The 22539-nt window shown below is 32.9% G+C and carries 23 protein-coding genes; 5 read left to right on the forward strand and 18 right to left on the reverse strand.

All coding sequences use genetic code 11. The features are described from left to right. Nucleotides 1–217: 217 nt before the first annotated feature. On the forward strand, nt 218–340 hold the full coding sequence (locus ACAM30_RS14905; protein WP_369615389.1) for a hypothetical protein: 123 nt from the start codon (nt 218–220) through the stop codon (nt 338–340). 233 nt (nt 341–573) lie between these two features. Here the strand turns inward: ACAM30_RS14905 and ACAM30_RS14910 are convergent, their stop codons facing one another. The 5 genes from ACAM30_RS14910 to ACAM30_RS14930 all read right to left on the reverse strand — a co-directional run bounded on the left by ACAM30_RS14910 (nt 574) and on the right by ACAM30_RS14930 (nt 4665). Next, nucleotides 574–1119 carry a hypothetical protein gene (locus ACAM30_RS14910; protein ID WP_369615390.1) on the reverse strand — a complete coding sequence of 182 codons (546 nt, stop codon included), beginning with the start codon at nt 1117–1119 and terminating at the stop codon, nt 574–576. 48 nt (nt 1120–1167) lie between these two features. Next, a complete protein-coding gene (locus ACAM30_RS14915; RefSeq protein WP_369615391.1) occupies nt 1168–2076 on the reverse strand; it encodes a hypothetical protein in 909 nt (302 codons plus the stop codon). A 92-nt stretch (nt 2077–2168) separates the two neighbouring features. After that, nucleotides 2169–2654: a hypothetical protein gene (locus tag ACAM30_RS14920; protein WP_369615392.1), complete on the reverse strand. Its 486-nt coding sequence runs from the start codon at nt 2652–2654 to the stop codon at nt 2169–2171. A gap of 387 nt (nt 2655–3041) precedes the next feature. Continuing rightward, nucleotides 3042–4031, reverse strand: a complete 990-nt coding sequence (locus ACAM30_RS14925) for a hypothetical protein (protein ID WP_369615393.1) — start codon at nt 4029–4031, stop codon at nt 3042–3044. A gap of 337 nt (nt 4032–4368) precedes the next feature. Then, nucleotides 4369–4665 (reverse strand): hypothetical protein, encoded by a 297-nt coding sequence (locus ACAM30_RS14930; protein ID WP_369615394.1) that lies wholly within the window; start codon nt 4663–4665, stop codon nt 4369–4371. Nucleotides 4666–4829: 164 nt separating this feature from the next. On the opposite strand from ACAM30_RS14930, the gene ACAM30_RS14935 reads away from it, so the two are divergent. Then, entirely contained in the window at nt 4830–5243 is a 414-nt protein-coding gene (locus ACAM30_RS14935) for a helix-turn-helix domain-containing protein (protein WP_369615395.1), read from the forward strand. Nucleotides 5244–6311: 1068 nt separating this feature from the next. Here ACAM30_RS14935 and ACAM30_RS14940 read toward each other — a convergent pair. The 3 genes from ACAM30_RS14940 to ACAM30_RS14950 all read right to left on the reverse strand — a co-directional run bounded on the left by ACAM30_RS14940 (nt 6312) and on the right by ACAM30_RS14950 (nt 11389). Next, nucleotides 6312–6746 (reverse strand): RidA family protein, encoded by a 435-nt coding sequence (locus tag ACAM30_RS14940; RefSeq protein WP_369615396.1) that lies wholly within the window; start codon nt 6744–6746, stop codon nt 6312–6314. A 143-nt stretch (nt 6747–6889) separates the two neighbouring features. Beyond that, the gene (locus ACAM30_RS14945) at nt 6890–10738 is read right to left on the reverse strand and encodes a hypothetical protein (RefSeq protein ID WP_369615397.1); all 3849 of its coding nucleotides are present in this window, start codon (nt 10736–10738) and stop codon (nt 6890–6892) included. Nucleotides 10739–10768: 30 nt separating this feature from the next. Then, the gene (locus ACAM30_RS14950; RefSeq protein WP_369615398.1) at nt 10769–11389 is read right to left on the reverse strand and encodes a hypothetical protein; all 621 of its coding nucleotides are present in this window, start codon (nt 11387–11389) and stop codon (nt 10769–10771) included. Between the two features lie 385 nt (nt 11390–11774). Between ACAM30_RS14950 and prfA the strand changes: the two genes are divergently transcribed. Next, nucleotides 11775–12851, forward strand: coding sequence for a peptide chain release factor 1 (gene prfA, locus ACAM30_RS14955; protein ID WP_369615399.1), 1077 nt, complete (start codon nt 11775–11777; stop codon nt 12849–12851). 308 nt (nt 12852–13159) lie between these two features. Here prfA and ACAM30_RS14960 read toward each other — a convergent pair whose 3' ends face one another. The 10 genes from ACAM30_RS14960 to ACAM30_RS15005 all read right to left on the reverse strand — a co-directional run bounded on the left by ACAM30_RS14960 (nt 13160) and on the right by ACAM30_RS15005 (nt 19006). Further along, nucleotides 13160–13489: a hypothetical protein gene (locus ACAM30_RS14960; protein ID WP_369615400.1), complete on the reverse strand. Its 330-nt coding sequence runs from the start codon at nt 13487–13489 to the stop codon at nt 13160–13162. A gap of 11 nt (nt 13490–13500) precedes the next feature. Then, entirely contained in the window at nt 13501–13893 is a 393-nt protein-coding gene (locus ACAM30_RS14965; RefSeq protein ID WP_369615401.1) for a hypothetical protein, read from the reverse strand. Nucleotides 13894–13928: 35 nt separating this feature from the next. Continuing rightward, nucleotides 13929–14213, reverse strand: a complete 285-nt coding sequence (locus ACAM30_RS14970) for a YtxH domain-containing protein (protein WP_369615402.1) — start codon at nt 14211–14213, stop codon at nt 13929–13931. Nucleotides 14214–14263: 50 nt separating this feature from the next. After that, on the reverse strand, nt 14264–14416 hold the full coding sequence (locus tag ACAM30_RS14975; RefSeq protein WP_123923494.1) for a lmo0937 family membrane protein: 153 nt from the start codon (nt 14414–14416) through the stop codon (nt 14264–14266). A gap of 34 nt (nt 14417–14450) precedes the next feature. Beyond that, nucleotides 14451–15092 (reverse strand): porin family protein, encoded by a 642-nt coding sequence (locus tag ACAM30_RS14980; protein ID WP_369615403.1) that lies wholly within the window; start codon nt 15090–15092, stop codon nt 14451–14453. Nucleotides 15093–15130: 38 nt separating this feature from the next. Beyond that, nucleotides 15131–15697 (reverse strand): DUF4142 domain-containing protein, encoded by a 567-nt coding sequence (locus ACAM30_RS14985; RefSeq protein ID WP_369615404.1) that lies wholly within the window; start codon nt 15695–15697, stop codon nt 15131–15133. Nucleotides 15698–15840: 143 nt separating this feature from the next. Next, nucleotides 15841–17625 (reverse strand): CHASE3 domain-containing protein, encoded by a 1785-nt coding sequence (locus ACAM30_RS14990; protein ID WP_369615405.1) that lies wholly within the window; start codon nt 17623–17625, stop codon nt 15841–15843. A gap of 10 nt (nt 17626–17635) precedes the next feature. Then, nucleotides 17636–18085 (reverse strand): response regulator, encoded by a 450-nt coding sequence (locus tag ACAM30_RS14995; RefSeq protein ID WP_369615406.1) that lies wholly within the window; start codon nt 18083–18085, stop codon nt 17636–17638. 21 nt (nt 18086–18106) lie between these two features. Continuing rightward, a complete protein-coding gene (locus ACAM30_RS15000) occupies nt 18107–18658 on the reverse strand; it encodes an AraC family transcriptional regulator (RefSeq protein ID WP_017498551.1) in 552 nt (183 codons plus the stop codon). A 201-nt stretch (nt 18659–18859) separates the two neighbouring features. Next, nucleotides 18860–19006 carry a general stress protein CsbD gene (locus tag ACAM30_RS15005; protein WP_369615407.1) on the reverse strand — a complete coding sequence of 49 codons (147 nt, stop codon included), beginning with the start codon at nt 19004–19006 and terminating at the stop codon, nt 18860–18862. Nucleotides 19007–19330: 324 nt separating this feature from the next. Between ACAM30_RS15005 and ACAM30_RS15010 the strand changes: the two genes are divergently transcribed. Both ACAM30_RS15010 and pyrF read left to right on the forward strand, forming a co-directional pair. Then, entirely contained in the window at nt 19331–21514 is a 2184-nt protein-coding gene (locus ACAM30_RS15010) for a DUF5723 family protein (RefSeq protein ID WP_369615408.1), read from the forward strand. Nucleotides 21515–21629: 115 nt separating this feature from the next. Continuing rightward, entirely contained in the window at nt 21630–22448 is an 819-nt protein-coding gene (pyrF, locus tag ACAM30_RS15015) for an orotidine-5'-phosphate decarboxylase (protein WP_369615409.1), read from the forward strand. Nucleotides 22449–22539 lie beyond the last annotated feature (91 nt).

Genomic DNA, 22539 nt, shown 5'->3' on the forward strand with positions numbered 1-22539 from the left:
ATAAAATAAAAAAACAGCTTGTTTTGAATATTTTGAAAGACTATTTACGGCCCTAATGTATCTGAAACAGACATGATAGTTTTGTTTATTTCATTAAAATTGGTCATTATCGATTTGGTGTATAGGAATCGGTATCAGAAATCGTGTAAAAATTAGTTATTCAAAACTCAAGGCTTTTACGTGACTCATTTAACGGAAATCCCTAATTGAGATGATAATGCAAAAACATTATAATTTTAGAGTAGAAAATACTTTTGAGCTAAGTTTTGATAAAAAGAGAGAGAGTGGTGTTTTTTTAATTCCTTTGATGGCAGGAATTTTGCGCCTGCATTTTTTATAATTTTAATTTCGCTAGGAATGAAATATTTTGTAGCAACGGATTTTAATCCGTTGAAAAAGAAAGATTTTGGGTTCCCAAAGTTCCATAGGAATGGTACATATTTGTCGTTTTTATAGGTGTAGAACCGCTGGTTCTTTATTGTAATCGCATATGTTCAAATTGGATTAAAATCCAATCCTAGAATATTGATCGAGCCTCTGGCTCTTTATTTTGATGATGTGTTTTTAATTCCGTTAGGAATTAATTCTATGTTTAACAATGGAATAGGTGAGACGATTGTATCTGTAGACTGTTTTCCACCAAAACATATTCCAGTTGTATCTGAAACCGCCTAATTCCCAGTTAATATCAAATTTACTTTTATCATTTTTGCGATAAGGAGGCAATGTTATTTTGCAATGTAACATTGGCGGGTTGTTAGCTATTGTTTTGTCAAATTCAGATCCAAGATCACTTTTAAGAAAGTACCTGATGTCAATAATTGTTTGATGTTTTTCTGATTTATAAACATATAGATTAATGTCATAAATTGAATCGTAAATTTCTTCAAGATCTGAAATGGCTTCGTTAAAACTTTTAGGTCTTTTCTTTTTATTGAGTTTATTTCTATTCCTGCGTTGAATAAAAAAGTTTTCGCTTTCTACTTTTGAAATATCTGAAAGAATATAAACGAGATTTTCTGATATATCATTCCAACAATAAAGATTTACCATCTCAAGTAATCTTATTGTTAGATTTTCTATCTGCTCTTCAATGTTCTTATTTATATTCAAATGCATGATCATGTATTTTGTTCGGGAAAGCTATTTTTCAGCTGACAGTTTTGCTTATTCTATTAAATTTAGATCATTACAACTTTCGTCAGAATTATAAATTGGTATTGCAAAATTTATATTATGAATTTTAGAATTTCGTATCAAAATAGTTCGGGTAAACTCCTTTTTCATTGCCTTCTTTTTTGATTTTAGGAAGCCATATAGGTGTCCGTAAACTTTCTTCATTTGACTGTCCTTGCATTTTAATTCTAGAATTTCACTGGCTTTTAAATTTCCTCTGATGCAAAATTTAATTTCGACTAAGTATTTATTTCGGCTTTTTCTTTTTATTTTTCCAACAGTCAGTATATCATTTCGTTGAATCAATTCGTCACTCTCTTTATTAAGTAGCTCTCCATTTTTGTTGAATGTATAATTATAAAACTCATGTGTTTTTATTTTTATTTCATTCCTATCATTGAAATCAAAATCAGTTGAACACCAAGTCATATGGCTTACAGAATAACTCAAAGCGCACATATTTTGAATTATGTCACCAAGTTTAAGACGCTTTATTAGTTTATCTTTTTCATAAAATGTCATAACTTCAAATCTTTTATAACCAAATCCTGCGCTATAATCATCAACAATGACTATGTTTTGTCCATCATCTGAGATTACTGCGGTTTTAAATTCGATGAATAAACTATCATTTTTTATCGTATAAAGTTTTTGTTTCGTTTGTGTATCATACAACCCCCAATAATACCTATCAGGATAGGAATAAGAAGTTTTATAATACGTTTCAGTCTCACTATCATAAATAGAGTCTGTATAAATTTTATTATCCGAAAATAGAGTGTCAGAAGGCTTTAATTCATATCTAGAGTTTAGACTTTTAAAAGAGTATCTGGTCCTTGGTTGATCAGCATACATTTTCTGTAAAACAAAAGAGGTAAGTATAAAGAAGAATATTCTCATTTGTAGTTTCTTCCAAAAGTAATATATTACAATTGCTTTTTGTAAAAAGGATCTCAATCAAAAATGTTAATTAAATTTTTAATTGTATCAAACTATTGATTTGTTGAAGAGGTATTGTTTTTTTCTTTTAACCTATTGTTTCCAGATTTTATAGAATCTTTTTGTTTTATGGTGTCTTCCAGCTTAGTTACTTCGGATTCATTTATTGTGTCATTATTGATTATCGCAGGTTCACCTTCTACCATGGCTTTTCCCATGCAACTGGTTAAGGAGAAAACTAAACTCAAAGAAAAAAGAGCCATTTTTTTAATTGGTTTGATTCTAATTCGGTTAAATCGATTTTTTAAGTGATCGTATTTAGTATCTTTTTCAGTTTCTATTTGAGTAGATTTAAAATGCCCACAGATACTTTCTTTACCTGAATTTTCGACAAAATAGCTCTGAATTTCAGTGGTAGTCATTTTTGTAAAATCAACTACAGTTTTACTACACGAACTACAAAATCTCCCGTTTTTATGGGGTGACATTGAGTTCCAGTTTTCATTACAAGGTTTTGGTACAGTTATTTTATTTTCCATGGTTCTTTTAAATTGATATTTCAATTGATTAGACAAAAAGTATTCCACAATGAAATTTTTTTTTCCGTCTATTTAAGTTTTTCTCTTACGATTTAAACATCGCACCCTCGCTCTTGTATCAATTTAATTCCGCCAGGAATGGAATATTTTGTAGCAACGGATTTCAATCCGTTGAAAAAAGGATTTTCGTTTGTAAAGTTCCGTAGGAACGGCACATTTTTGTCGTTTTTATTGATTTTGAACTGATGATTCTTTTTTATAAACGACCTATCCAAATTGGGTAAAACGATATTGTTTTAGAAAGCTGCAAGTTATTATTCGCTTTGCGAAGTCTTCTGACTTTAATGAATTAAGATTTCGCAGAGTGAGTTTGTTGAATAATAGCAGTTACTTTTTAGCTGTTTTTATTTTCTTAATTTCGGCTTTAAGTAATTTTATTTCTTGTTCCTGCTTCTCATTCTTTTTATTTTGGTCGATAATATAGAGTGTCATTTCTTCCATTTTTTGTAGCAATTTCATTTGAAAATCTTTCATATCGAGCCCATTTTCAAGCATTTCTTTTTCAGGTGCGATCTCAGGAAGGTGTTGGTTGGTTGTTACAAATTTTTCAAGTTCGTTTAAGTTCATTAATTTATAATCTTTTTTGAATACAAAATCAGGAACACAAGTTCCTTGTAAATCAACTTTTACTTCTTTTGCTCTTATTGTTCCACAAACATCTAATCTGTATCCAGGTACTGCTATTCCAATTCCTACGTTCCCGTCACTGTCTATTCGCAGCCTCTCTTGCCCAGAAGAGCCAAATGTTAAAAAGCCACCATTTACAGAATGCCCTCTATGAAAACTGATATAGCCATTACTTCGATTGTTTGCAAACTCTTGAGTTATGGTAAAGGTTGGTACGTTTATAGGTTGGGTCACACCACTACTAACTACCAATTTATTATTTTCTGAACTGGTTGCTAATACAGCAGCATCTGTATTGGCACCGTTGTTTATATGCAGTTTTGCGGTAGGGGCAGTTGTCCCGATTCCAACAGATCCATTTTCGAATATTGCGGCATAATTATTTAATGCATTTTTAGCAGTAACCCAAAGCCCAATATTACTTTTGTTACTTCCCTGATCGTCTAAAACTGAAATTTTTTGTGCTACATTTAAACAGCCGTCGCAACCCAGATTCCCGGAAATGTGTTTTATTTCAACCGTAGGGATTAAATTCCATGTCGGTTTACTAATTGTTAAAGGAGAAGTGACAGAACTTGTTCCAATACCCACAGAAGCATCTGTAGAAAGAGGACTTATTCCGCTCCATTGTGCGTTAGCTGTCAAAATGAAACTAAATAGAGCTAGACTGGTTAAAATTTCTTTTTTCATGTTTATTTTATTGATTGTATTAACTGTTTACTATTAGGATTTATAATGCGGAAATTCTATTGAGAGCTTTGGTTTGAGCATCCCTATTTGTGTATGCAAAGAATATAAATTAATATCAATAAGCAAAGGGGGGAATTATTCTTTTTCTAATTTCTTATAAAAAAATACTAGTTTTTAATTCCGCTAGGAATGAAATATTTTGTAGCAACGGATTTTAATCAGTTGAAAAGAATGATTTTGTGTTTCCAGAGTTCCATAGGAACGGCACATATTTGTCGTTTTTATAGGTTCCAAACCGTACTTTTATGCGTTAATACTTCACAGAGTGGGATTTAGTTTATAGAATTTTATGTAGCTCATCCAGCAATTCCATTTCGTCAGTAGGTAATAGCTGTAATGCGATTTCGAGTAAGTTTATGATATCGATGTCAGTCTCCGATGGGTCATTTTTGAGCGTTTGAATACAGGTTCGCAGTAAAGACGAAATAGTTAGATTGAGTTCGTTGTAACTGGCTATTTTCAGATGAGACGTAACCGAATCATTCTGCTGTTCGGATTTCAGACTTGTAAAAAAGTTCATTTTAGAGACTAGGTTTAAAAGTTGGATTGCTTGTACTGTACGATCTTCTTTCATGGTGAATAGTTTTAAATTGATGTAAAAATCTTACTTTTGAGAAATATTTGGCAAGTACGCCAGAGATGGCATGATATAAAAATATTCAGGTTTGTAAGCGACAAATGCACTTTGTTTTTTACAAAAACCTATTTTTCTTTACAAATTTTAAATATCTTTGATTTATGAGTACAACAGCAAAACCAAAACATATAGGAAGAAACATTAGCCGAATTAGAGAGCTAAAAGGAATGAAACAAGAAGCTTTGGCTATGGCAATTGGAGTAACCCAACAAACAGTTTCTAATCTTGAAGCCAGTGAAAATGTGGAGGAAAGTAAACTGGTAGAAATTGCAAAAGCGCTTGAAGTAAGTGTAGAAGCGATTAAAAATTTTTCGGAAGAAGCAGTTTTTAATTATTTCAATACTTTTAATGAAACAGTTTCGAATAGTAATTTTGGTCCTCAAAGTACTTGTACTTTCAACCCTTTAGATAAAGTAGTTGAACTTTACGAACGATTGGTACTGGCTGAAAAAGAATTGGTGAAGGCCGAAAAAGAAAAAGTAGAGTATTTAGAAAAAGTACTGAAAGAAAAGTAACAGTCTCACAGAGAGAGTTTTTATAATAAAAATGCTCAAATGTCTTGTTTAGACATTTGAGCATTTTTTGTTTTAATAGCCAGTTACTTTTGTACTCACTTTGTCGAGAAGAAGCATATTAAATTCTTGTGGCAAATTTGATTTTTATTTTTGTTTTGCCACAAAAGTTGTAACAATTTTTAATTTATTTTCATTTTGTTACAAAAGCTGTAACAAATTTGAATTTATTTTTATTTTGTTACAGAAAGTGTGACAAAATAATTTTTTGTTTTCATTTTGTCACAGCAAAAAAATCCTTGTAAATCTTTTTAGGATGAAGTGTAAAGAAGCAAACACTTTTCAAGAGAAGACTAGAAAAGAAAGTACTTAAAGTGTCCAAAGATTTTTTTCTCATTTTATGTCATTTCGACCGAAGGGAGAAATCACACGCGAGATTCGACAAAGATTGGCGATATTCTGTGTCAAGTTTCTAATGCGATTTGCTTCGCCTGTTCGCTATCGCTCGAGCCTCCTCACGTCGAAATGACAAGCTTTGTGGTTATAGCCAATTGATCCCAATTATTTAGGCAGATGTGCGACCAATTCAACCTCTAATTTTCCGGTTGGCAGGTATAATTGTGCTATTTATACCCATGTAGCCGCAGGAAAGCCCTATTATATTCTTGAGGCAAATTTGATTTTTATTTTTGTTTTGCCACAAAAGTTGTAACAAATTTTAATTTATTTTCATTTTGTTACAGAAGTTGTAACAAATTTTGATTTATTTTTATTTTGTTACAGAAAGTGTGACAAAATAATTTTTTGTTTTCATTTTGTCACAGCAAAAATTTCCTTGTAAATCTTTTTAGGATGAAGTGTAAAGAAGCAAACTCTTTTCAAGAGAAGACTAGAAAAGAAAGTACGCAAAGTGTACAAAGATTTTTTTCTCATTTTATGTCATTTCGACCGAAGGGAGAAATCACATTAGAAACTCGACACAGAATGTCGCCAATCTTTGTCGAATCCCGCGTGAGTTTTCTCCCTTCGGTCGAAATGACAAGCTTTGTGGTTATACCCAATTGCATCCAATTATTTTGGTAAATGAGCAACCAATTCCACCTCTAATTTTGCGGTTGGCATGTATAATTGTACTATTTGCACCCATGTAGCGGCAGGAAAGTCACCATTATAGAATTTTTTTCTAACGTTGTTGTACTTTTTCATGGTCTCAATATCTGTTGTGTATAAATTTTCTTTTACCACATTTGCAAATGTGGCACCATAACTCGCTAGTGACGCTTTTAAATCGTTATAGACCGTTGTGATTCCTGCCGGAGTTAATTCCGTTGTTACAGCACCCGAAATGTAAAGTACATTGTCGACTTTTAAAACCTGCGCATAACCAATAACGGTATCTTGTTTGGGGCCATTGTTCCAATGCCATTTTTCCTTTTTTATTTTGGTTTCTTGTGCAAAATTGATATTGAAAACGAATAAAAAAGTAAGTAAAAGGAAATGTTTCATAAGGATTTGTTATTTAATTGAAGTTGGTTTTAAGGCTTTATTTTTCTTGTCAGAACGAGTGTCTCAATCGTGGTGGTTTTATTGTTAGTTTTATCTGAATTTGGATGCACGAGCGTGACGTTCGCGCTAGCGGAGGGGCTAAATTATAAGTACATTTCCTCATCTCTATTCTTTTCATTCTCTATTTCTTTATCAATGTAACTTAATCTCATATTTGCCCAAGACCTAACAGTTTCAAATTTATGGTTGGATAAATACATGAAAATTTCTTTTTTAGCTTTTAAAAGAGGAACGATTGAACCAGTCCATGAATAAGAACCCATATTTGAACTAAAACTTCTTATAACTTGCTCAATATTACCAAAATTATCAAGTAATTTTATTGCCAATGGATTTAGACTATTGTAATTAGTATTGTCATCTGCATAGATTGGTATTAATTGAGCTAATCTTTCAGGAGCGATATCTTTGTTTTGTTGTGCCCAATCGAAAATGATATCAATATTTCCATTAAATAGTAAGCCAGTTGTTCTACCAACACCACCAATATGTGAGCCTAATATGTATTTTAATCCTTGAAATTTACTATAATTGTCATTTATTGCGATTAAATTAACGCTTAATTCATCCCAAATTGCATCAAAATATTTTTCAATTAAAATTTCATAAATTTTCTGTACTTGATTATCTAAATGATAACTATTCCCCCAAGAAATTTTTGCAATTATAGTCCGATTTATGATTTGAGCTAACTCAATATCATTATCATAATTTAATATTTTTATTAATAGTTGTGAAATTTTGTAATCGCTAAAATTAAATTCTGACCCAAATTCAATAACTAGATTTTTAGTATAGTTTATTAGTTTAAAATCTAAAATTTCACTGTTATATGTATTACTAAAAATTGACTCAATAATAAATTGATATGAGTTTCTGTTTCTTGCTAAAATATTTTTATAAAATTCTAATTTCTTGTCAATTGATGTGCTTAAGATCGCTTGATTATATGTGTATTTAAATAGAACATTAATATCTTCTGGATTTTTATCTAAGATATTATATAAGTATTCAAAATAATTGCTACCATCAGAATCATTGCTTATAAAGTAAAATAATGATTTTTGAAGAGTAAAATTTTGATTTATTTTTTCATAAACCAATTCCTTATCAATTTTATTAGAGCAACTTATAAAGCCGGCAAGCAATGTGTAATTTCTTTTTTTCTCATTGATTTCTTCTAGAACTTTTATTGATAAATTAATAAATTTTCTTTTTCTATCTTCCTTCAATTTTAATAATTCAGATATTTTGCGACCAAAATAATATGTATATTCTGGTTTAGTAGAATAAAATATTGGTAAATATTCTTCCCAAGAATAATTGTCTTTTATAAATTCAGTAGCTAAATTCTCGAAATGCTTTCGGTATTTTTCAAATGAATCACTTCCAAAATCAATATTATCTAAATAAAAATGATTATCGGCATTTAAAAATCTACTTTTAAAATCATCCTTTGATATTTTTTTTATAAAACTATCAATCTCTTCTAAATTATCTGTCGAAAGAAACTGTTGATCATACTTTCTTACTTGTTTTAAAGCTAAAAGACCTTTATCAAAATCCCAATTTTTAACTTCAAAGATTATTTCTAAATAGCTTTTTAATATATCAAACTCTCCAAATCTAGTTATTGAACGTAATGAATCTAAGATTATATTTATACAAGTATCAGCTATTAAGTTATTATTGAGTATCGGTATAATTATTAAATTCAATATCTCTTTCCAATAAGTAGATATTTCCTGAGGAGATGGATTATAATCTTCTAGTTTGATCTGACCTTGTTGTTCAGACCCCATCATTCTTGAAAAGTGAGATGCATCTAAAGCTGATTTAATGCCAGCTAAAGCTAGATTCTTAGAATGCTCATCTTCGAAGGCGAAACACCATTTTAGTACATCAAATCGATCTATTAAATTCGCTTCTGTTCCAGGTAGCAAAATTTTAAATAGATGTATAAATACTCCTGTTGCATTGTTTGACCAACTTTCATTTTCAGCACGAGCAAACAAAAATAATGTTTTTGCACTCTGTTGAAACGCTCGATTGTCAAAGCATAATTTTTCTAGAGACCAAACTAAATTTCTTCTACCTTCATTAATTTTTAATAATTCACTTTTAGGCATTTTGCCGAAAATATCCCAAAGGGCATTAGCTGTAGCTACAGGGTTCACTTCTACAAATGAGCGAAAGAGGCGTGAACCCAATTCTGTATTTAAAACTTTCGCATCATGAAAAGGGCCGAATTTGTCTACTAATTTATCTGTAATTTGCACTGCTTTTGCATTAAAATTTAAGTATTTCATTCGTTTTGCAAATGAATCAGAAATATTTTTTTTATGTATATCTTCTTCAATGTTAGAAATATAATCAATTATATCAGACATTTTTTCAGAAGTACATGTTTCAAGCCATTCGCTGGCTAATTGCATAGCTAAGGGAAATGGCCTCATACTGATGTATCTACCTCTCCTTTCAAAAATTTCCCTTTTTAAAAAGTGATTGCAAGTTTGAGTAAATGTATTAACAAGCACATCATTATTCTGGATATCAACACTTGTTAAATTTCTATTTTTTGCAATGTATTCTAGTTCTTTCCTAAATTCATCTTCAAAACCTATGTGGTTAAACAATGAGCAAGATCGAAGAATATTTCTATTTACACCATCATTTCCCTGTGCTCCTAATAATTTATCCAATAATTCTTTGTCATCTAATTTACCAGTCATTGGATTTCCTTGCTTAGCACTATCAGTTAAAAGTGTAACCATTAATGGAATTCCTTGTGAGAATTCTTTTATTTTTTCGGTATCTTCATTACTTAAATATGAAAAGTCTTCTTCAATTATTTCTTTAACCACATCAGCTAAGTTTTCCTGCTTAATGTGTAAATAATTTATATTTGCATGTTTACTTGAATCTAATTCTTCAGGATTGGAATCAATTGTTACTAGAAAAAGTTTATTGTTTGGTTTATTTAAGTATTTTAACAACATTCTATGATCAGATATATCGCAGTTGTCTAATATAATTATTTTATCTTCATTTTTGTTTTGAAGATTTATGATAAATTGTATTAAATCTAATGGAGATTTTTCTTTAAAATCATAATAAAGAATACGACTTGATAATAACAAGCTTTCATGGTTTTCTTCTATGGGTTTAAAAATTTCGAACAAAATTCTTGTTTTTCCAAGCCCTGAAAGACCAATTAGTCTTATGCTTTCTTTTTTTTGATTTATGGAATTAGTTATAGTATTTGAGAGATTATCGATAAAGTTGTTATGATGAAATCTTTGGGAGCTATCAAATTCTAAATTCCATGTATTCCAATTTTTAAAAGGTCTATATTTATCCTTTTGATTTTTTAATATATATAAAGTGGCTTCTTCAATTTTGTTCGTAATTGCTCCTACTAACTGACTTTTAATTTTATTACTATCCTTGTTTTTCTTGCTGTAAGAATATTCAATAGGAAATTTCAAATGCCTAATATCAAATGTAATATTTGAGTTGTCCTCATTTGGTGATCCATAATAAGAATTTAAAATTCCTATAATTCTTTCCGTTCCAATTGAATCATAAGCTACTCCATATTCAATTAACACATTGTCATTATGTGCTGGTTTATGCTTTTGATTTTCAAATGTTCGTTTTATAAATTTTACAAATCTAGAAGTATGATTAACAATTGATAAATCTGCAATAAAAATATCGCAATTAGGGATTCTCTCATCCATTATTTTATGAGGAATAGATGGCGAACCAGGGATTCCATTTGTACCTTCTTCAATTATGTATTCAATATTTTTGAAGTCTTCTCTAATATGTAGTTCAGTGATTGCCTCATTTAAGGATGCCAATATGAAATCTTTATTATATTTTGCTTGAGTGGTGAGTTGCCAAGAAAAAAAAATTTTTATTTGCATTTTTTTATAGTGAAATTAAAACCTAATAGATTATGTTGTTGAAGTCGTTTGAGGTAAAGTTTTGCCGAGAATTAAGGTTAAAAACACAAAACTAATTATTAATTGTACTATGGTTATTTGGAAACCAATATTTGTTGAAGCATTAATTTTAGGATAGTCAGCAGTTAATGAATTAGCACAACTAAAACAAATTGCTTGAATAGTACTAAGTTTTTTGTCAGTCCATACAAAATCTGTATTGTATGGATAACGTATGAAGTAGGCAAAACAAAGATTGGAAAAACCAATTGAAAGTATTAATGTTATGAATCTACGACGTACTCTATCTATTAGAAAAGATTCTGTATTCATCGCATTTTTATGCCAAATATGATAATAAAAATAAGTATAGAGGTTCGTGAAAATTAAATACCAGATTAATATTGTGAAGTAAGTATTTGTTAAACTAATATTCATTGCATAAATAATTAATATCCATTTAGCTAAAATGAAAAAATCTACTGCCCATCTTCTAGCTATACTTTTTTTATCATCACTATCATTACGGTAAAAAAAATAAACAGCTAAAAATTTAAAAAATTCAACTAATGAGATATATTTTAAGCCTTCTATAAAGATGTTAAAAATAAAGTAGATTGGACCGTTTTTCATATGAGATGATTGTAGTTTTATAATTAATTATTGTTTTTACTGTAACAAACATCGTCTTTAATTTAAATTTACAACCACGTAAAAACACCTGATTTTTGATAAAAGTAGATTCTTTTAAGTGACTGATTTTACGGAAATCCATAAAAGCTAATAAAAAGACCAAGACCCCTAGCCCTGATAGCAGCGGCATCCTTTTTAGGCAAACGGAAAGATGAATATTAAACCGTAAAACTTCTGCCTAAAAAGATAGAGTGGATAGCAGGAACAAGCTCCTAAAACTTATTATAGTTCGGCTAAATTTTGATCTCAAAAAACACAAAAAAACAACACTAGAATTTTCGGTAAAATTTTTGTAATTTTGCCCTCCAATAAAAGGAATTAGAAAATGTTAGATAGACTTCAATATGTAAAGCAGCGTTTTGATGAGATTTCGGATTTGATTATTCAGCCGGATGTTATTGCGGATCAAAAGCGTTATGTGCAACTCAACCAGGAATATAAAAGCATCAAAGCTTTGGTTGAAAAAAGAGAAGAATACATTCTTGTTTTAGCAAATATTGACGAAGCAAACGAAATTATTGCTGACGGAAGCGATGCAGATATGGTTGAAATGGCCAAAATGCAGCTGGAAGAAGCAAAAGAACGCTTGCCGCAACTGGAGGAGGAAATCAAATTTATGTTGATTCCTAAAGATCCTGAAGATGCTAAAAATGTCATGGTGGAGATCCGTGCCGGAACGGGTGGGGACGAAGCGAGTATTTTTGCAGGGGATTTGTTCAGAATGTATACGAAATACTGTGAGTCACAAGGTTGGAGAACTTCTGTGGTGGATATGAACGAAGGTACTTCGGGAGGTTTCAAAGAGGTTATTTTTGAAGTTACCGGAGAAGATGTGTACGGAACCCTGAAATTTGAAGCAGGTGTGCATCGTGTACAGCGTGTTCCGCAAACCGAAACTCAAGGTCGTGTGCATACTTCGGCAGCAACGGTAATGGTTTTACCGGAAGCGGAAGAGTTTGATGTACAAATCGATATGAACGATGTTCGTGTAGATTTCTTCTGTTCGTCAGGACCTGGAGGACAGTCGGTAAATACAACGAAATCGGCTGTACGTTTAACGCACATTCCTACGGGATTGGTGGCACAGTGTCAGGATCAGAAATCGCAGCATAAAAATAAAGATAAAGCGTTAACGGTTTTACGTTCTCGTTTGTACGAAATGGAATTGGCTAAAAAACAAGAGGAAGACGCTACAAAACGTAGTTCTCAGGTAAGTTCGGGTGACCGTTCGGCTAAGATTCGTACGTACAACTACGCACAAGGTCGTGTAACCGATCACCGTGTGGGATTAACGTTATACGATTTAGGAAACATCATGAATGGTGATATTCAGAAAATTGTTGCCGAGCTTCAATTGGTAAACAATATGGAGAAATTGAAGGAAGCGTCGGAGGTTTTTTAAGTTGCTAAGGTTCTTAGGTACTGAGGTTCTGAGAGTTTAGGTTCAAAGATTTCTGAAAATAGATATATGAAAAAGGAGTGTTTCATTGTTTGAAACACTCCTTTTTTTATTGTTTATATGGATTACAGCTGAAAAAACGGTTGCTGTAAAATGAAATAATTTGTGGAATTTAGCTAAAAATTAGGTTTTCTAAATCTCTCAGCATTTTTCGTGAAGGATGCAAACACATCCAAAAAACCTTTGTTCCTTTGGATCTAAAATTATAGGTCACAGATCTTAGCATCTTAGCATCTCAGAACCTCAGTATCTTAGGAATTCCCCGATTTCGAAACCACATTGGTCACAAAAAGCTGTAACACAGACCCGAAAATATTTTTGAAAGTCGAGGTGCTTTTGCCCACTACAAATCTTTTGGCGAGATAACCAATTCCGATACTAATAGCCGACTGTGCGAGATCGCTCTTAAATCCAACCGTTTCGTTGATTTCTTCAACGGTGCTGCGAATCAGGTTAAGAGGTTTTAGATGCTCTTTAATTTCATCGATTTCGTCTTTAATGGCGCACCATTCGGCATTTTGTTGGTTTTCTAAAAGCTGAATTTTCCGGTCTAGTGAATCAAGGGTATAAATAGTTTCCATAACAGTCTTTTTTAGTTTTTTGATTGACTTGAGTCACAATGAGCTTCTGCTTTAGTTTCTTTCAATATGCTGGAAACAATCATGTTTCCGATAGGGGTTTTAATGAGTTTGTGATGCGATTTGTGCAGTACAATGGCAACAATTAAGTAAAACAGGGCCAGTATAAAAAAACCGTAATAGTTTTCGCCAAGTTTTTTTCCAATCCATAAACTGATTCCAATATTAAGGAACAAAGTAAAAAATGCAACAACAGCGCCAACCGCGATCCTGGAGGTCAATGTTGATAAAACATCTGCCGATGCTGATACTGTTTTGAGTTTGATTAATTCTAAACTCGTTTTGGTATAGTTCTCTGCTTTCTCGTAAAGATTTAAGTTCTCGTTTGTTGTTGCATTTGATTCCATAATAGAGGGGTATTTAGGTTTTAAAATTCACCTTTTTAATAGTTGGATTTTACAGCTTTGGCTTCATCCTTAAGGGTGTTGAAGTCCTCTTTTGCCTGACTGAATTTTGCTTTTCCCTCTTCGATAATTTCTTTTCCGTTTGACTTAATGGTGCTAACGACTCCGTTGAACTTGGTTTTTATATTATCTCCGTAATCTTTAGACTTGTCTGATATTTTTTTTCTGGTATTTGATCCTTTGTCCGGTGCAAATAAAACTCCTAAAACTGCTCCCGCTGCTGCGGCTCCTAATATTCCTAAAATTGTGGTGCTCGTTTTCATAATATTCGATTTAGTAATTAATATATAGTGCTTAATAGTGTTTCTTCTTTTTAAATTTCACGGCCTTTAATGAGCCTTAATAATATGGCAATAACTGCAATGACCAGTAAAATATGAATGATACTTCCGAGGCTGTAAACAAAAAAGCCCAATGCCCAAAGAATGACCAGTACCAACGCGATTGTGTATAGTAGATTTGACATGATTTTTGTATTTAGGTTTAATTGAATCTTTTTCTTAGTTTAACTTATACGAAAGGTATAAAGTAAGGTTGCTGTTTTTTGCATCCGGAAAAGTGTATGTTGTTCCGGCTACAGTCCTTTCTTTTCCAATAGTAGTTAGTCCGTAGTTGTAACGTAATCCGATGCTTACTGGATCAAAATCGACTCCAACACCTGCTGATAAACCGGCGTCAAACTTGTTCAGATCATCAGTGTCGATTTCCTGCTCGAAGTTAAAGTCACCTCTGCCGGTTACTTTTGAGCTTACCAAATAAGAAGCATAACCACCGGCATGAACGTTAAAGTTAGGGGTGATATTTACTCTAACCAGTAAAGGAACTTCGATGTAGTTGAGTCTGAATTTTGAATCTCCGCTGGCAAAAACATTATTGTATTCCAGTTTGGCTCCTTTTGTCGTGAACAGGATTTCAGGCTGAATGGCTATGAAATCTGAGATTGGTAAAGTGGCGTAAAGACCAGCATTGAAACCGTATAATACGTTTTCGTCATTGGCATCACTAGAGTACAAATTCGACATATTGAATCCTCCTTTGATTCCGTACTCGGGATTTACATTATTGTTCTGAGCGTTCAGCATTCCAAACGATGCTGTTAAGAAAAGGGCTAAGGCGCATAAAAAATTTGGGTACATTTTCATAGTTAAATAGTTTAGTTAATAATAGCGTATATAGGCGTTTAGATTACTATTCTTGATTTTTGAATTTCTCTGACAAACTCATATTGTTTTGGCAGGTATTGTAGCACCATTTCTAAAATAATCTGATCGTTCGTTTCCTTTGAAATCGATTCGAGTAATCGGATTTGTTCTTCTAAAGAGGCATTCATCGAATCCAGATAAGCCGCGTTGAAATTGGTTTCGCTGGCATCAATTAAATCGTATAAATCCCGCTTATGGGTGGCATTGATTTCGGTAATAATGATCAGCTTTTTATTCGCCAGATTTGTAATTTCCTGTAACAGCTGATTTTGATTGATTTCGATTTGTTTGCTTACTTCCAGTATATTGTTGTCAGAACTTTTTTGCTGTGCAATTTGACTTTTAGAAATAATGGTTTGACTTACATTTGCCGCCGCGATAAAAAAAAAGGCTTCAATTTCTTCTTTTTCATTCTTTGTAAAAGTTTCATTTTTTAAAGAAGTGGCTATTGGATAGTTTTTTTTACAGGAGGAGACAAAAACTATTACACACAATAGAAATATCGTTCTTAAAAAAAAAGCTTTTACTCGGGGAATTGTTTTCATTATTACTTCATAAAGTATTACTTTACAAAGATGGCAACGAATGGCAGATTTTGCTTTACAACAAAAAAAAGAAACGTTATATAATTCCCATAAAAGATTTATATAACGTTTGTTATGTGGATTTTAAAGATTTTTTTGAGGGGTTAATCCGGAAGAAAAATGGTAAATACGGAACCCTGATCAGGCTGACTGTCGGCCATGATATATCCTTTGTGATTGTCGACAATTTTTTTGCAGATGGCCAGGCCAATTCCTGTTCCCGGATAATCGGTTTTAGAATGTAAGCGCTGAAACAATACAAAAATAGTTTCCTTAAATTGAGGGTCAAAGCCCATTCCGTTATCTGTAAAAGTTATTTTGTGGTATTTTTTTACATTCTGGTCTAATAGTTCGCGATAATCTACCGAAAATACTTTTTGACTTTCAATGTTAATTTCAGGAGCCACATCCGGACGGTTGTACTTTAAAGAATTTCCAATAAGATTGATAAAAAGCTGTTCGATTTGATACGGAATAACGGCCAGTTTAGGCAATTTTGTAGACGTAATCACCGCTTTTTTCTCGTCGATCATTTCGGTTAATTCCGCTTCGGCATTTTTAAGCAATTCATTTAAATTTGATTTAATGAATTCTTTTTTGGTGGTATTGGTTCTGGAGAACAACAATAAATCATCAATTAGAACGCGCATTCTTTTGGCCGAAATCTCAATTTTTGCAATATAATCATTGGCGTTCTGAGACATAGCTGCTTTGTCGGCATCTGAAATTCGGGAGATAAAAGTCTGAATTTTTCGAAGAGGTTCCTGTAAATCGTGACTCGCAACGTGGTTGAAAGAAGCCAGTTCTTTATTACTGTTTTCCAGTTCGACGTTACGTGCCTGAAGTTCTATGTTGAGTAAATGCTCGTCGGTAATGTCAAAGTTGATTCCCAGTAAAATTTTGCTTCCCTGCTCGTCAGTCAATAATTTTCCTGTGGTTTTAAAATGCCTTACTTCTTGTGTCGGAAGTATAATTTTATAGTAAACAAAAGGCAATTGTTTATAATCCAGAATTCCTCTCATCGACTTTGCGACTATTTCTTTATCATCGGGATGAACAAAGCTTAGAAAGGTACCTTTTTCGGGAACAAAAGCATTGGGTTCATAGCCCAACAAACGAAATTGATTGTCGGAATAGTCTATTTTGTTGGTGTCTAAATCCCATTGCCAGGTACTAAATTTACCAATAGTTTCAGATTCGGCCATCAGTTTTCCGGAAATCAAAAGCTGTTTGTTGAAGATTTTCAGACGTTCGAAATCACGACTAATTTGTCGGTAAGCCAAAAGAATAAAGCTTAAAGCAACCAGAAACAGTGAAATAGAAAAAAGCGGGCTCAGGGAAATTTCGGCATCGTAGATTTTTAGTCTTTTGGCCAGATCCGTTTTTTCGATGTCATTCATTTCGTCTACTTTAAAACGAATGTTTTCCATCAAAATTCGTCCTCCAAACAAATGATTGTCGAGTTTTCGTTTGTCGTAGGTTTTAGGATCGCTGTATTTAAGGCAATTTTCAAACGAAACAAAACGCTGAATGATGAGCTTGAATAAGTTTTGAAGATTTTTCTGCTGTCGCGGGTTGTCTTTTGTTAGCTTTTTTAAATTAATGAAGGAAGTGTTTACCTTGTCGCGCGAATAGATGTAAGGAGTCAGGAAACGGGCATTGCGGGTTATGATATAGCCGCGCTGCCCCGTTTCGGCATCTTTAATAGCCGACATTAACCGTTCTAACTGAATGTTAATTTCATACGTATGCATCACCAGCTTACTGGACTCATTAAGGTCCTGATTGTGCTTGTGAGCAATAGAAGAAAGAAATAACAGAATGAAAACAGCGATTACAAAAATAACTCTCAATGAGTTTGAGGAATTAAAATTTGGGATCCACTTCATTGATTTCCTACTATTTTAGCCGCAACAGAAAATTATCACGATTTAACCCTGAGGTATGATAGTGCCAGTTTACCGTAACGACTTCATTAATTATTTTTTTCAGATTGTTAAAATCACTTGGTTTTTTAATGTAAATATTGGCGCCCTGAATAAAAGTATCTTCAATATCTTCTTCGGAAGAGGAAGTAGAGTAGATGGCGATAATAATATCTTTTAAACGCTCTGTTTTTTTAATCTCGATCAGGCATTCTTTTCCGGTTTTTTTCGGCATGTTCAAATCCAGAAATAAAATATCAGGTAAAGCATTCTCAGGATTCATCAAATGGTCCATTAATTGCATTCCGTCATGCGCAAATTCTACTTTAGTCTGAATCTTTATCTCTTCAAAAGCATCTTTAAAAAAAAGGCGATCGTCCTCATCATCGTCAGCCAATAAAATGTGTAATGCGTTTTTTTGCATTTTAATATAGGTATTTGTATTTTATTTTAAATTCTCTCTTCGTTTCTTAATAATTCGCTGAAAGGCCGATGGCGTAATTCCGGTCGTGTTTTTAAACTGTGTACTCAGGTGTGCTACACTTGAATAGTTGAGTAAAAAAGCAATTTCGGTCAGGCTCATTTCGTTGATGATAATTAATTGTTTTGCTCTTTCAATTTTTTGTAAAATAATAAAATTCTCGATAGACGAATAAGTTACTTCCGAAAATACATTCGACAGATACCCATAGCTATGATTGAGTTTTTCGGCCAAAAATACAGAACTTTTGTAATTGTTACTGTCTTCCATAAAGACAAGTTCAATAATAGCATCCTTTATTTTCTGTACCAAAACACTTTTTTGGTTTTCTACCACTTCAAAACCACAAGGGCTCAGTTTTTCTTTTAAGGCCTCGAGTGCCTCAGCATCAAGGTTGTTATTAAGCTCAATTTCGCCAAAACCCAAAGTGGTAAAGCTTACATTGTGCTGGTCCAGATTGTGTTTTAAAAAAAGCGAACAAATGGTGTTAATGTCGAACTTTATAAATAGCTTCATTTAATGGAAATTTGGTTAAAGATACTTAATTTAATTTTGGTTATATCGTTTAACAATTGTTAGAAATTTACTAATATTTACAGTAACCCGTTGAGTGTAATTCGGAAAAATAATTTTCGACACACAGAAACATAGTTTTTAGTAAAAAAAATACCGTCTAATAAGTATTACTAGACGGTATCCCGATTGAGCCAGAAAGGGTTACAAATCTGAAAAGATTTGATGAAATTCTTCTTCTACTTTTCCCTGCTTTTGCTGAAGATTACTATCCATTTTATCTCCGGCAAACACCAAATCATCATGTTTCAGAGTTGCGTATTTTGCTTCAGTATTCCTTCTTAAACTCATTCCTTTTTTTGTGCTATTCCTGCAAAATCATTAAGCAGTAATAATAATGTAAAATTGCAAATTATTGGTTGGTTTTCTGTTACATCCATTTAATGAAGTATTGCATAATTCACATTTTGGATTTTTATGCCTGATAAAGGAATTTGATCTATAATGTTATAATTATTTGATTAAATGGTACTTATGAAAAGCGAGTAGAAAGTCTTTAGATTCATGTAAAAAAAATGTTAAAAAAGTTACGGGAAATCAATGTTTACGTAACCTGTTTGTAATTCAAATAGTGTAGTTTTGCCGCCGAATTTACCTAAAACAAAACAAATTTTAATGAAAAAAACTTTACTCAGTTTATTACTTATTGCGATTACTTTTTCAGCCAAATCTCAGTCTTATTTGGGATATACGCATGATAATTATGCAGGTGTTCAAAGTGTTCTTTTTAATCCGGCTTCTATTGCCGATTCTCGTTTTAAAACCGATGTGAATCTGTTTTCAATCAGTGGAACAGTAGCAAATGATCTTTACGGTGTGCGCCTTTTTGACGTGTATAAAAAAGGATATGATTTTGACAAGCAGTCGATCATGACACCGGCTAACTCAAACAATGGTTTGATTAATTTTGATATCATGGGGCCTTCTTTTATGTTTAATATTGCTCCAAAACATACCATTGCTGTTTTTACAAGAGCGAGATCTGTTACTAATGCTTATAATGTTAATGGTAGCCTTGTAAATGAAGTGAAAGATGGTTTAGATCATGCCAGTAACTTTAATTTTAACTTAGGTAATCCAAATGCAGTTTCGCATTCATGGGGAGAGCTTGGTGTTTCGTATGCTGCCGTTTTATGGCAAAATAATCAGCATTTCTTAAAAGGAGGTTTAACAGTAAAGTATCTTCAGGGAGGTGTAAACGGTTATGCTCAGGGTAGAGGTGTGAAAGTAGCATTTGTAGAAAACAAAGCGAATCCTAGAGCCAGTACACTTTTTTCTGAGGGAGAAGTAACCGTAGGAGCGAGTCAGGACTTTGAAGCAAATGAAGATTATAAGTTTGATGCTAATTCAAATGGTTTTGGTTTTGATTTCGGACTTGTTTACGAATGGAGGCCTGAATACGAAAAGTACGATGTAAACAAAGCAACGAAAGCAGACAATAACTTTCGTAATTTGAATAAATACAAGTTACGTTTTGGTTTATCGGTTACCGATATTGGTTCAATCAATTATAAGAACTCAAAATTAGACACCTATAATGTTACCGGAGTGGTAACAGAGAAAATGATCAACGATGCCGATAACTTGTATGATTTCCTAAACGAGCATTATACAAAAGTTTCGACTTCAAAAGGAGTTAGAACCAATTTACCAACAGCAATTCATGCTGATGTAGACTGGAACATGTACAAAAAGTTCTATTTGAATTTAAATGGAGACATCATTATGGTGAGTGACTCTAAATTAAACGGAAGCAGTATTGCTAATCGTGTGAGTTTAACGCCTCGTTACGAAAGCAGATGGTTTAGTTTTTATGTGCCAATGACCTGGATGGAATACAGCGGAATGCAGGTAGGATCAGGAATTCGTTTAGGAGCATTCTTTATTGGTTCAGGTTCTGTTTTGACGAATCTGGTTTCAAAAGAATCCAAAGCGGCTGATTTTCACCTTGGGGTAAAAATTCCGGTTTATCAGAAGAAATTCAAAGATACGGATGAAGACGGAGTAATCGATAAAGAAGACTCTTGTAGAAAAGTTGCAGGTCCTGCAGAAAATAACGGTTGTCCGTGGCCGGATACAGATGGAGACAAAGTTTTTGATAAAGACGATGTTTGTCCAAGTGTTGCAGGTCCCGTAGAAAATAAAGGATGTCCTTGGAAAGATAGCGATGGCGATACTTTATTAGACAATGTAGATGCTTGTCCTGCAGTTGCCGGTCCGGTAGAAAATAAAGGTTGTCCTTGGCCGGATACAGATAAAGATGGAATTTTAGACAAAGACGACGCTTGTCCGGATGTTGCTGGTCCTGCAGAAAATAAAGGATGCCCTGTTTTAGATGCTGATAAAGACGGAGTTTTGGATAAAGATGATGCTTGTCCGTTAGTTTATGGTCCTGCCGAAAATAACGGTTGTCCTAAAGTTACAAAAGAAACATTAGCACAATTGAAAGTAGAAGCGAAATCGATCTTCTTTACAAGTGGAAAAGCAACTTTAAGCGATGCTAAAAAAGGAGAGAACTCAGGTAGATTAGAAGCTATCAAAGAGATTCTGAAAAACTATCCAAATGCTAAGTTTGCAATCAACGGACATACGGATAACACCGGGAATCCAAAAGCTAACAAGAAATTATCTGAAGCCAGAGCAAAAGTAGTAATGGATGCTTTGATTGAAAAAGGAGTAAATCCGGCTAACTTAAGTTCACAAGGATTTGGATCTGCAAAACCGGTGCAGTCTAATAAAACAGCTAAAGGAAGAGCAGAAAACAGAAGAACAGAAATTGTATATTTAGGTAATTTGTAAACCTGCATAGAATATAAAACCAAAAAGCCATTCGTAATTGAATGGCTTTTTTTATTTTTGCATACTTCTAAAATAGAATTATTTCTACTCTGTTTGGAGAACTAAAAAATCAAGAATGACAACACAACAACTACACGAACAAATTCTTTTAAAAAAATCATTTTTATGCGTTGGATTAGATCCTGATCTGACTAAAATTCCGCCACATTTATTAGAAACCGAAGATCCTATTTTTGAGTTTAATAAAGCAATAATTGATGCCACGCACGATTTAGCGGTAGGATTCAAGCCAAATACTGCTTTTTTTGAGGCTTACGGATTAAAGGGATGGCTTTCGCTTCAGAAAACCATTAACTACATCAACGAGAATTTTCCGGAAATGTTTACCATTGCCGATGCAAAACGTGGAGACATTGGTAATACATCAAGTATGTATGCCAAAGCTTTTTTTGAAGATTTGAATTTCGACAGTGTAACCGTTGCTCCTTATATGGGGAAAGATTCTGTAGAACCTTTTTTGGCTTTTGAAAACAAACATACCATAATGTTAGCCTTAACGTCAAACGAAGGAGCATTTGATTTTCAAACTTTGACGACAAACGGAAAGGAATTATACAAGCAAGTTTTGGAAACGTCTAAAACCTGGAAAAATAGCCACAACCTTATGTATGTTGTTGGCGCTACAAAAGCAGAATACTTTACCGAAATCAGAAAAATTGTTCCGGACAGTTTCTTGTTGGTTCCTGGAATTGGAGCTCAGGGCGGAAGTTTATCTGAAGTTTGCAAATACGGAATGAACGATAAAGTAGGCTTGTTAGTCAATTCGGCAAGAGTCATTATCTACGCTTCAAAAGGAACAGACTTCGCTGAAAAAGCGAGAGAAGAAGCTTTGAAAGTTCAAAAAGAAATGGCAGTAATTTTAGGTGATAAATAAAGTTTTAAGTTTACAGTCGCAGTGTACAGTTTACAGTCTCGGTGCTTATTGTGATTGAATACTGCGACTGCGACTGAAAATTAGAATCTCG

It is taken from the genome of Flavobacterium sp. CFS9 (assembly GCF_041154745.1).
Classification (GTDB): Bacteria; Bacteroidota; Bacteroidia; order Flavobacteriales; family Flavobacteriaceae; genus Flavobacterium.

Coding starts and splice junctions, on each gene's coding strand:
- ACAM30_RS14905 (WP_369615389.1), top strand. CDS start 218: ATGCAAAAACATTATAATTTTAGAGTAGAAAATACTTTTGAGCTAAGT.
- ACAM30_RS14910 (WP_369615390.1), bottom strand. CDS start 1,119: ATGCATTTGAATATAAATAAGAACATTGAAGAGCAGATAGAAAATCTA.
- ACAM30_RS14915 (WP_369615391.1), bottom strand. CDS start 2,076: ATGAGAATATTCTTCTTTATACTTACCTCTTTTGTTTTACAGAAAATG.
- ACAM30_RS14920 (WP_369615392.1), bottom strand. CDS start 2,654: ATGGAAAATAAAATAACTGTACCAAAACCTTGTAATGAAAACTGGAAC.
- ACAM30_RS14925 (WP_369615393.1), bottom strand. CDS start 4,031: ATGAAAAAAGAAATTTTAACCAGTCTAGCTCTATTTAGTTTCATTTTG.
- ACAM30_RS14930 (WP_369615394.1), bottom strand. CDS start 4,665: ATGAAAGAAGATCGTACAGTACAAGCAATCCAACTTTTAAACCTAGTC.
- ACAM30_RS14935 (WP_369615395.1), top strand. CDS start 4,830: ATGAGTACAACAGCAAAACCAAAACATATAGGAAGAAACATTAGCCGA.
- ACAM30_RS14940 (WP_369615396.1), bottom strand. CDS start 6,746: ATGAAACATTTCCTTTTACTTACTTTTTTATTCGTTTTCAATATCAAT.
- ACAM30_RS14945 (WP_369615397.1), bottom strand. CDS start 10,738: ATGCAAATAAAAATTTTTTTTTCTTGGCAACTCACCACTCAAGCAAAA.
- ACAM30_RS14950 (WP_369615398.1), bottom strand. CDS start 11,389: ATGAAAAACGGTCCAATCTACTTTATTTTTAACATCTTTATAGAAGGC.
- prfA (WP_369615399.1), top strand. CDS start 11,775: ATGTTAGATAGACTTCAATATGTAAAGCAGCGTTTTGATGAGATTTCG.
- ACAM30_RS14960 (WP_369615400.1), bottom strand. CDS start 13,489: ATGGAAACTATTTATACCCTTGATTCACTAGACCGGAAAATTCAGCTT.
- ACAM30_RS14965 (WP_369615401.1), bottom strand. CDS start 13,893: ATGGAATCAAATGCAACAACAAACGAGAACTTAAATCTTTACGAGAAA.
- ACAM30_RS14970 (WP_369615402.1), bottom strand. CDS start 14,213: ATGAAAACGAGCACCACAATTTTAGGAATATTAGGAGCCGCAGCAGCG.
- ACAM30_RS14975 (WP_123923494.1), bottom strand. CDS start 14,416: ATGTCAAATCTACTATACACAATCGCGTTGGTACTGGTCATTCTTTGG.
- ACAM30_RS14980 (WP_369615403.1), bottom strand. CDS start 15,092: ATGAAAATGTACCCAAATTTTTTATGCGCCTTAGCCCTTTTCTTAACA.
- ACAM30_RS14985 (WP_369615404.1), bottom strand. CDS start 15,697: ATGAAAACAATTCCCCGAGTAAAAGCTTTTTTTTTAAGAACGATATTT.
- ACAM30_RS14990 (WP_369615405.1), bottom strand. CDS start 17,625: ATGAAGTGGATCCCAAATTTTAATTCCTCAAACTCATTGAGAGTTATT.
- ACAM30_RS14995 (WP_369615406.1), bottom strand. CDS start 18,085: ATGCAAAAAAACGCATTACACATTTTATTGGCTGACGATGATGAGGAC.
- ACAM30_RS15000 (WP_017498551.1), bottom strand. CDS start 18,658: ATGAAGCTATTTATAAAGTTCGACATTAACACCATTTGTTCGCTTTTT.
- ACAM30_RS15005 (WP_369615407.1), bottom strand. CDS start 19,006: ATGAGTTTAAGAAGGAATACTGAAGCAAAATACGCAACTCTGAAACAT.
- ACAM30_RS15010 (WP_369615408.1), top strand. CDS start 19,331: ATGAAAAAAACTTTACTCAGTTTATTACTTATTGCGATTACTTTTTCA.
- pyrF (WP_369615409.1), top strand. CDS start 21,630: ATGACAACACAACAACTACACGAACAAATTCTTTTAAAAAAATCATTT.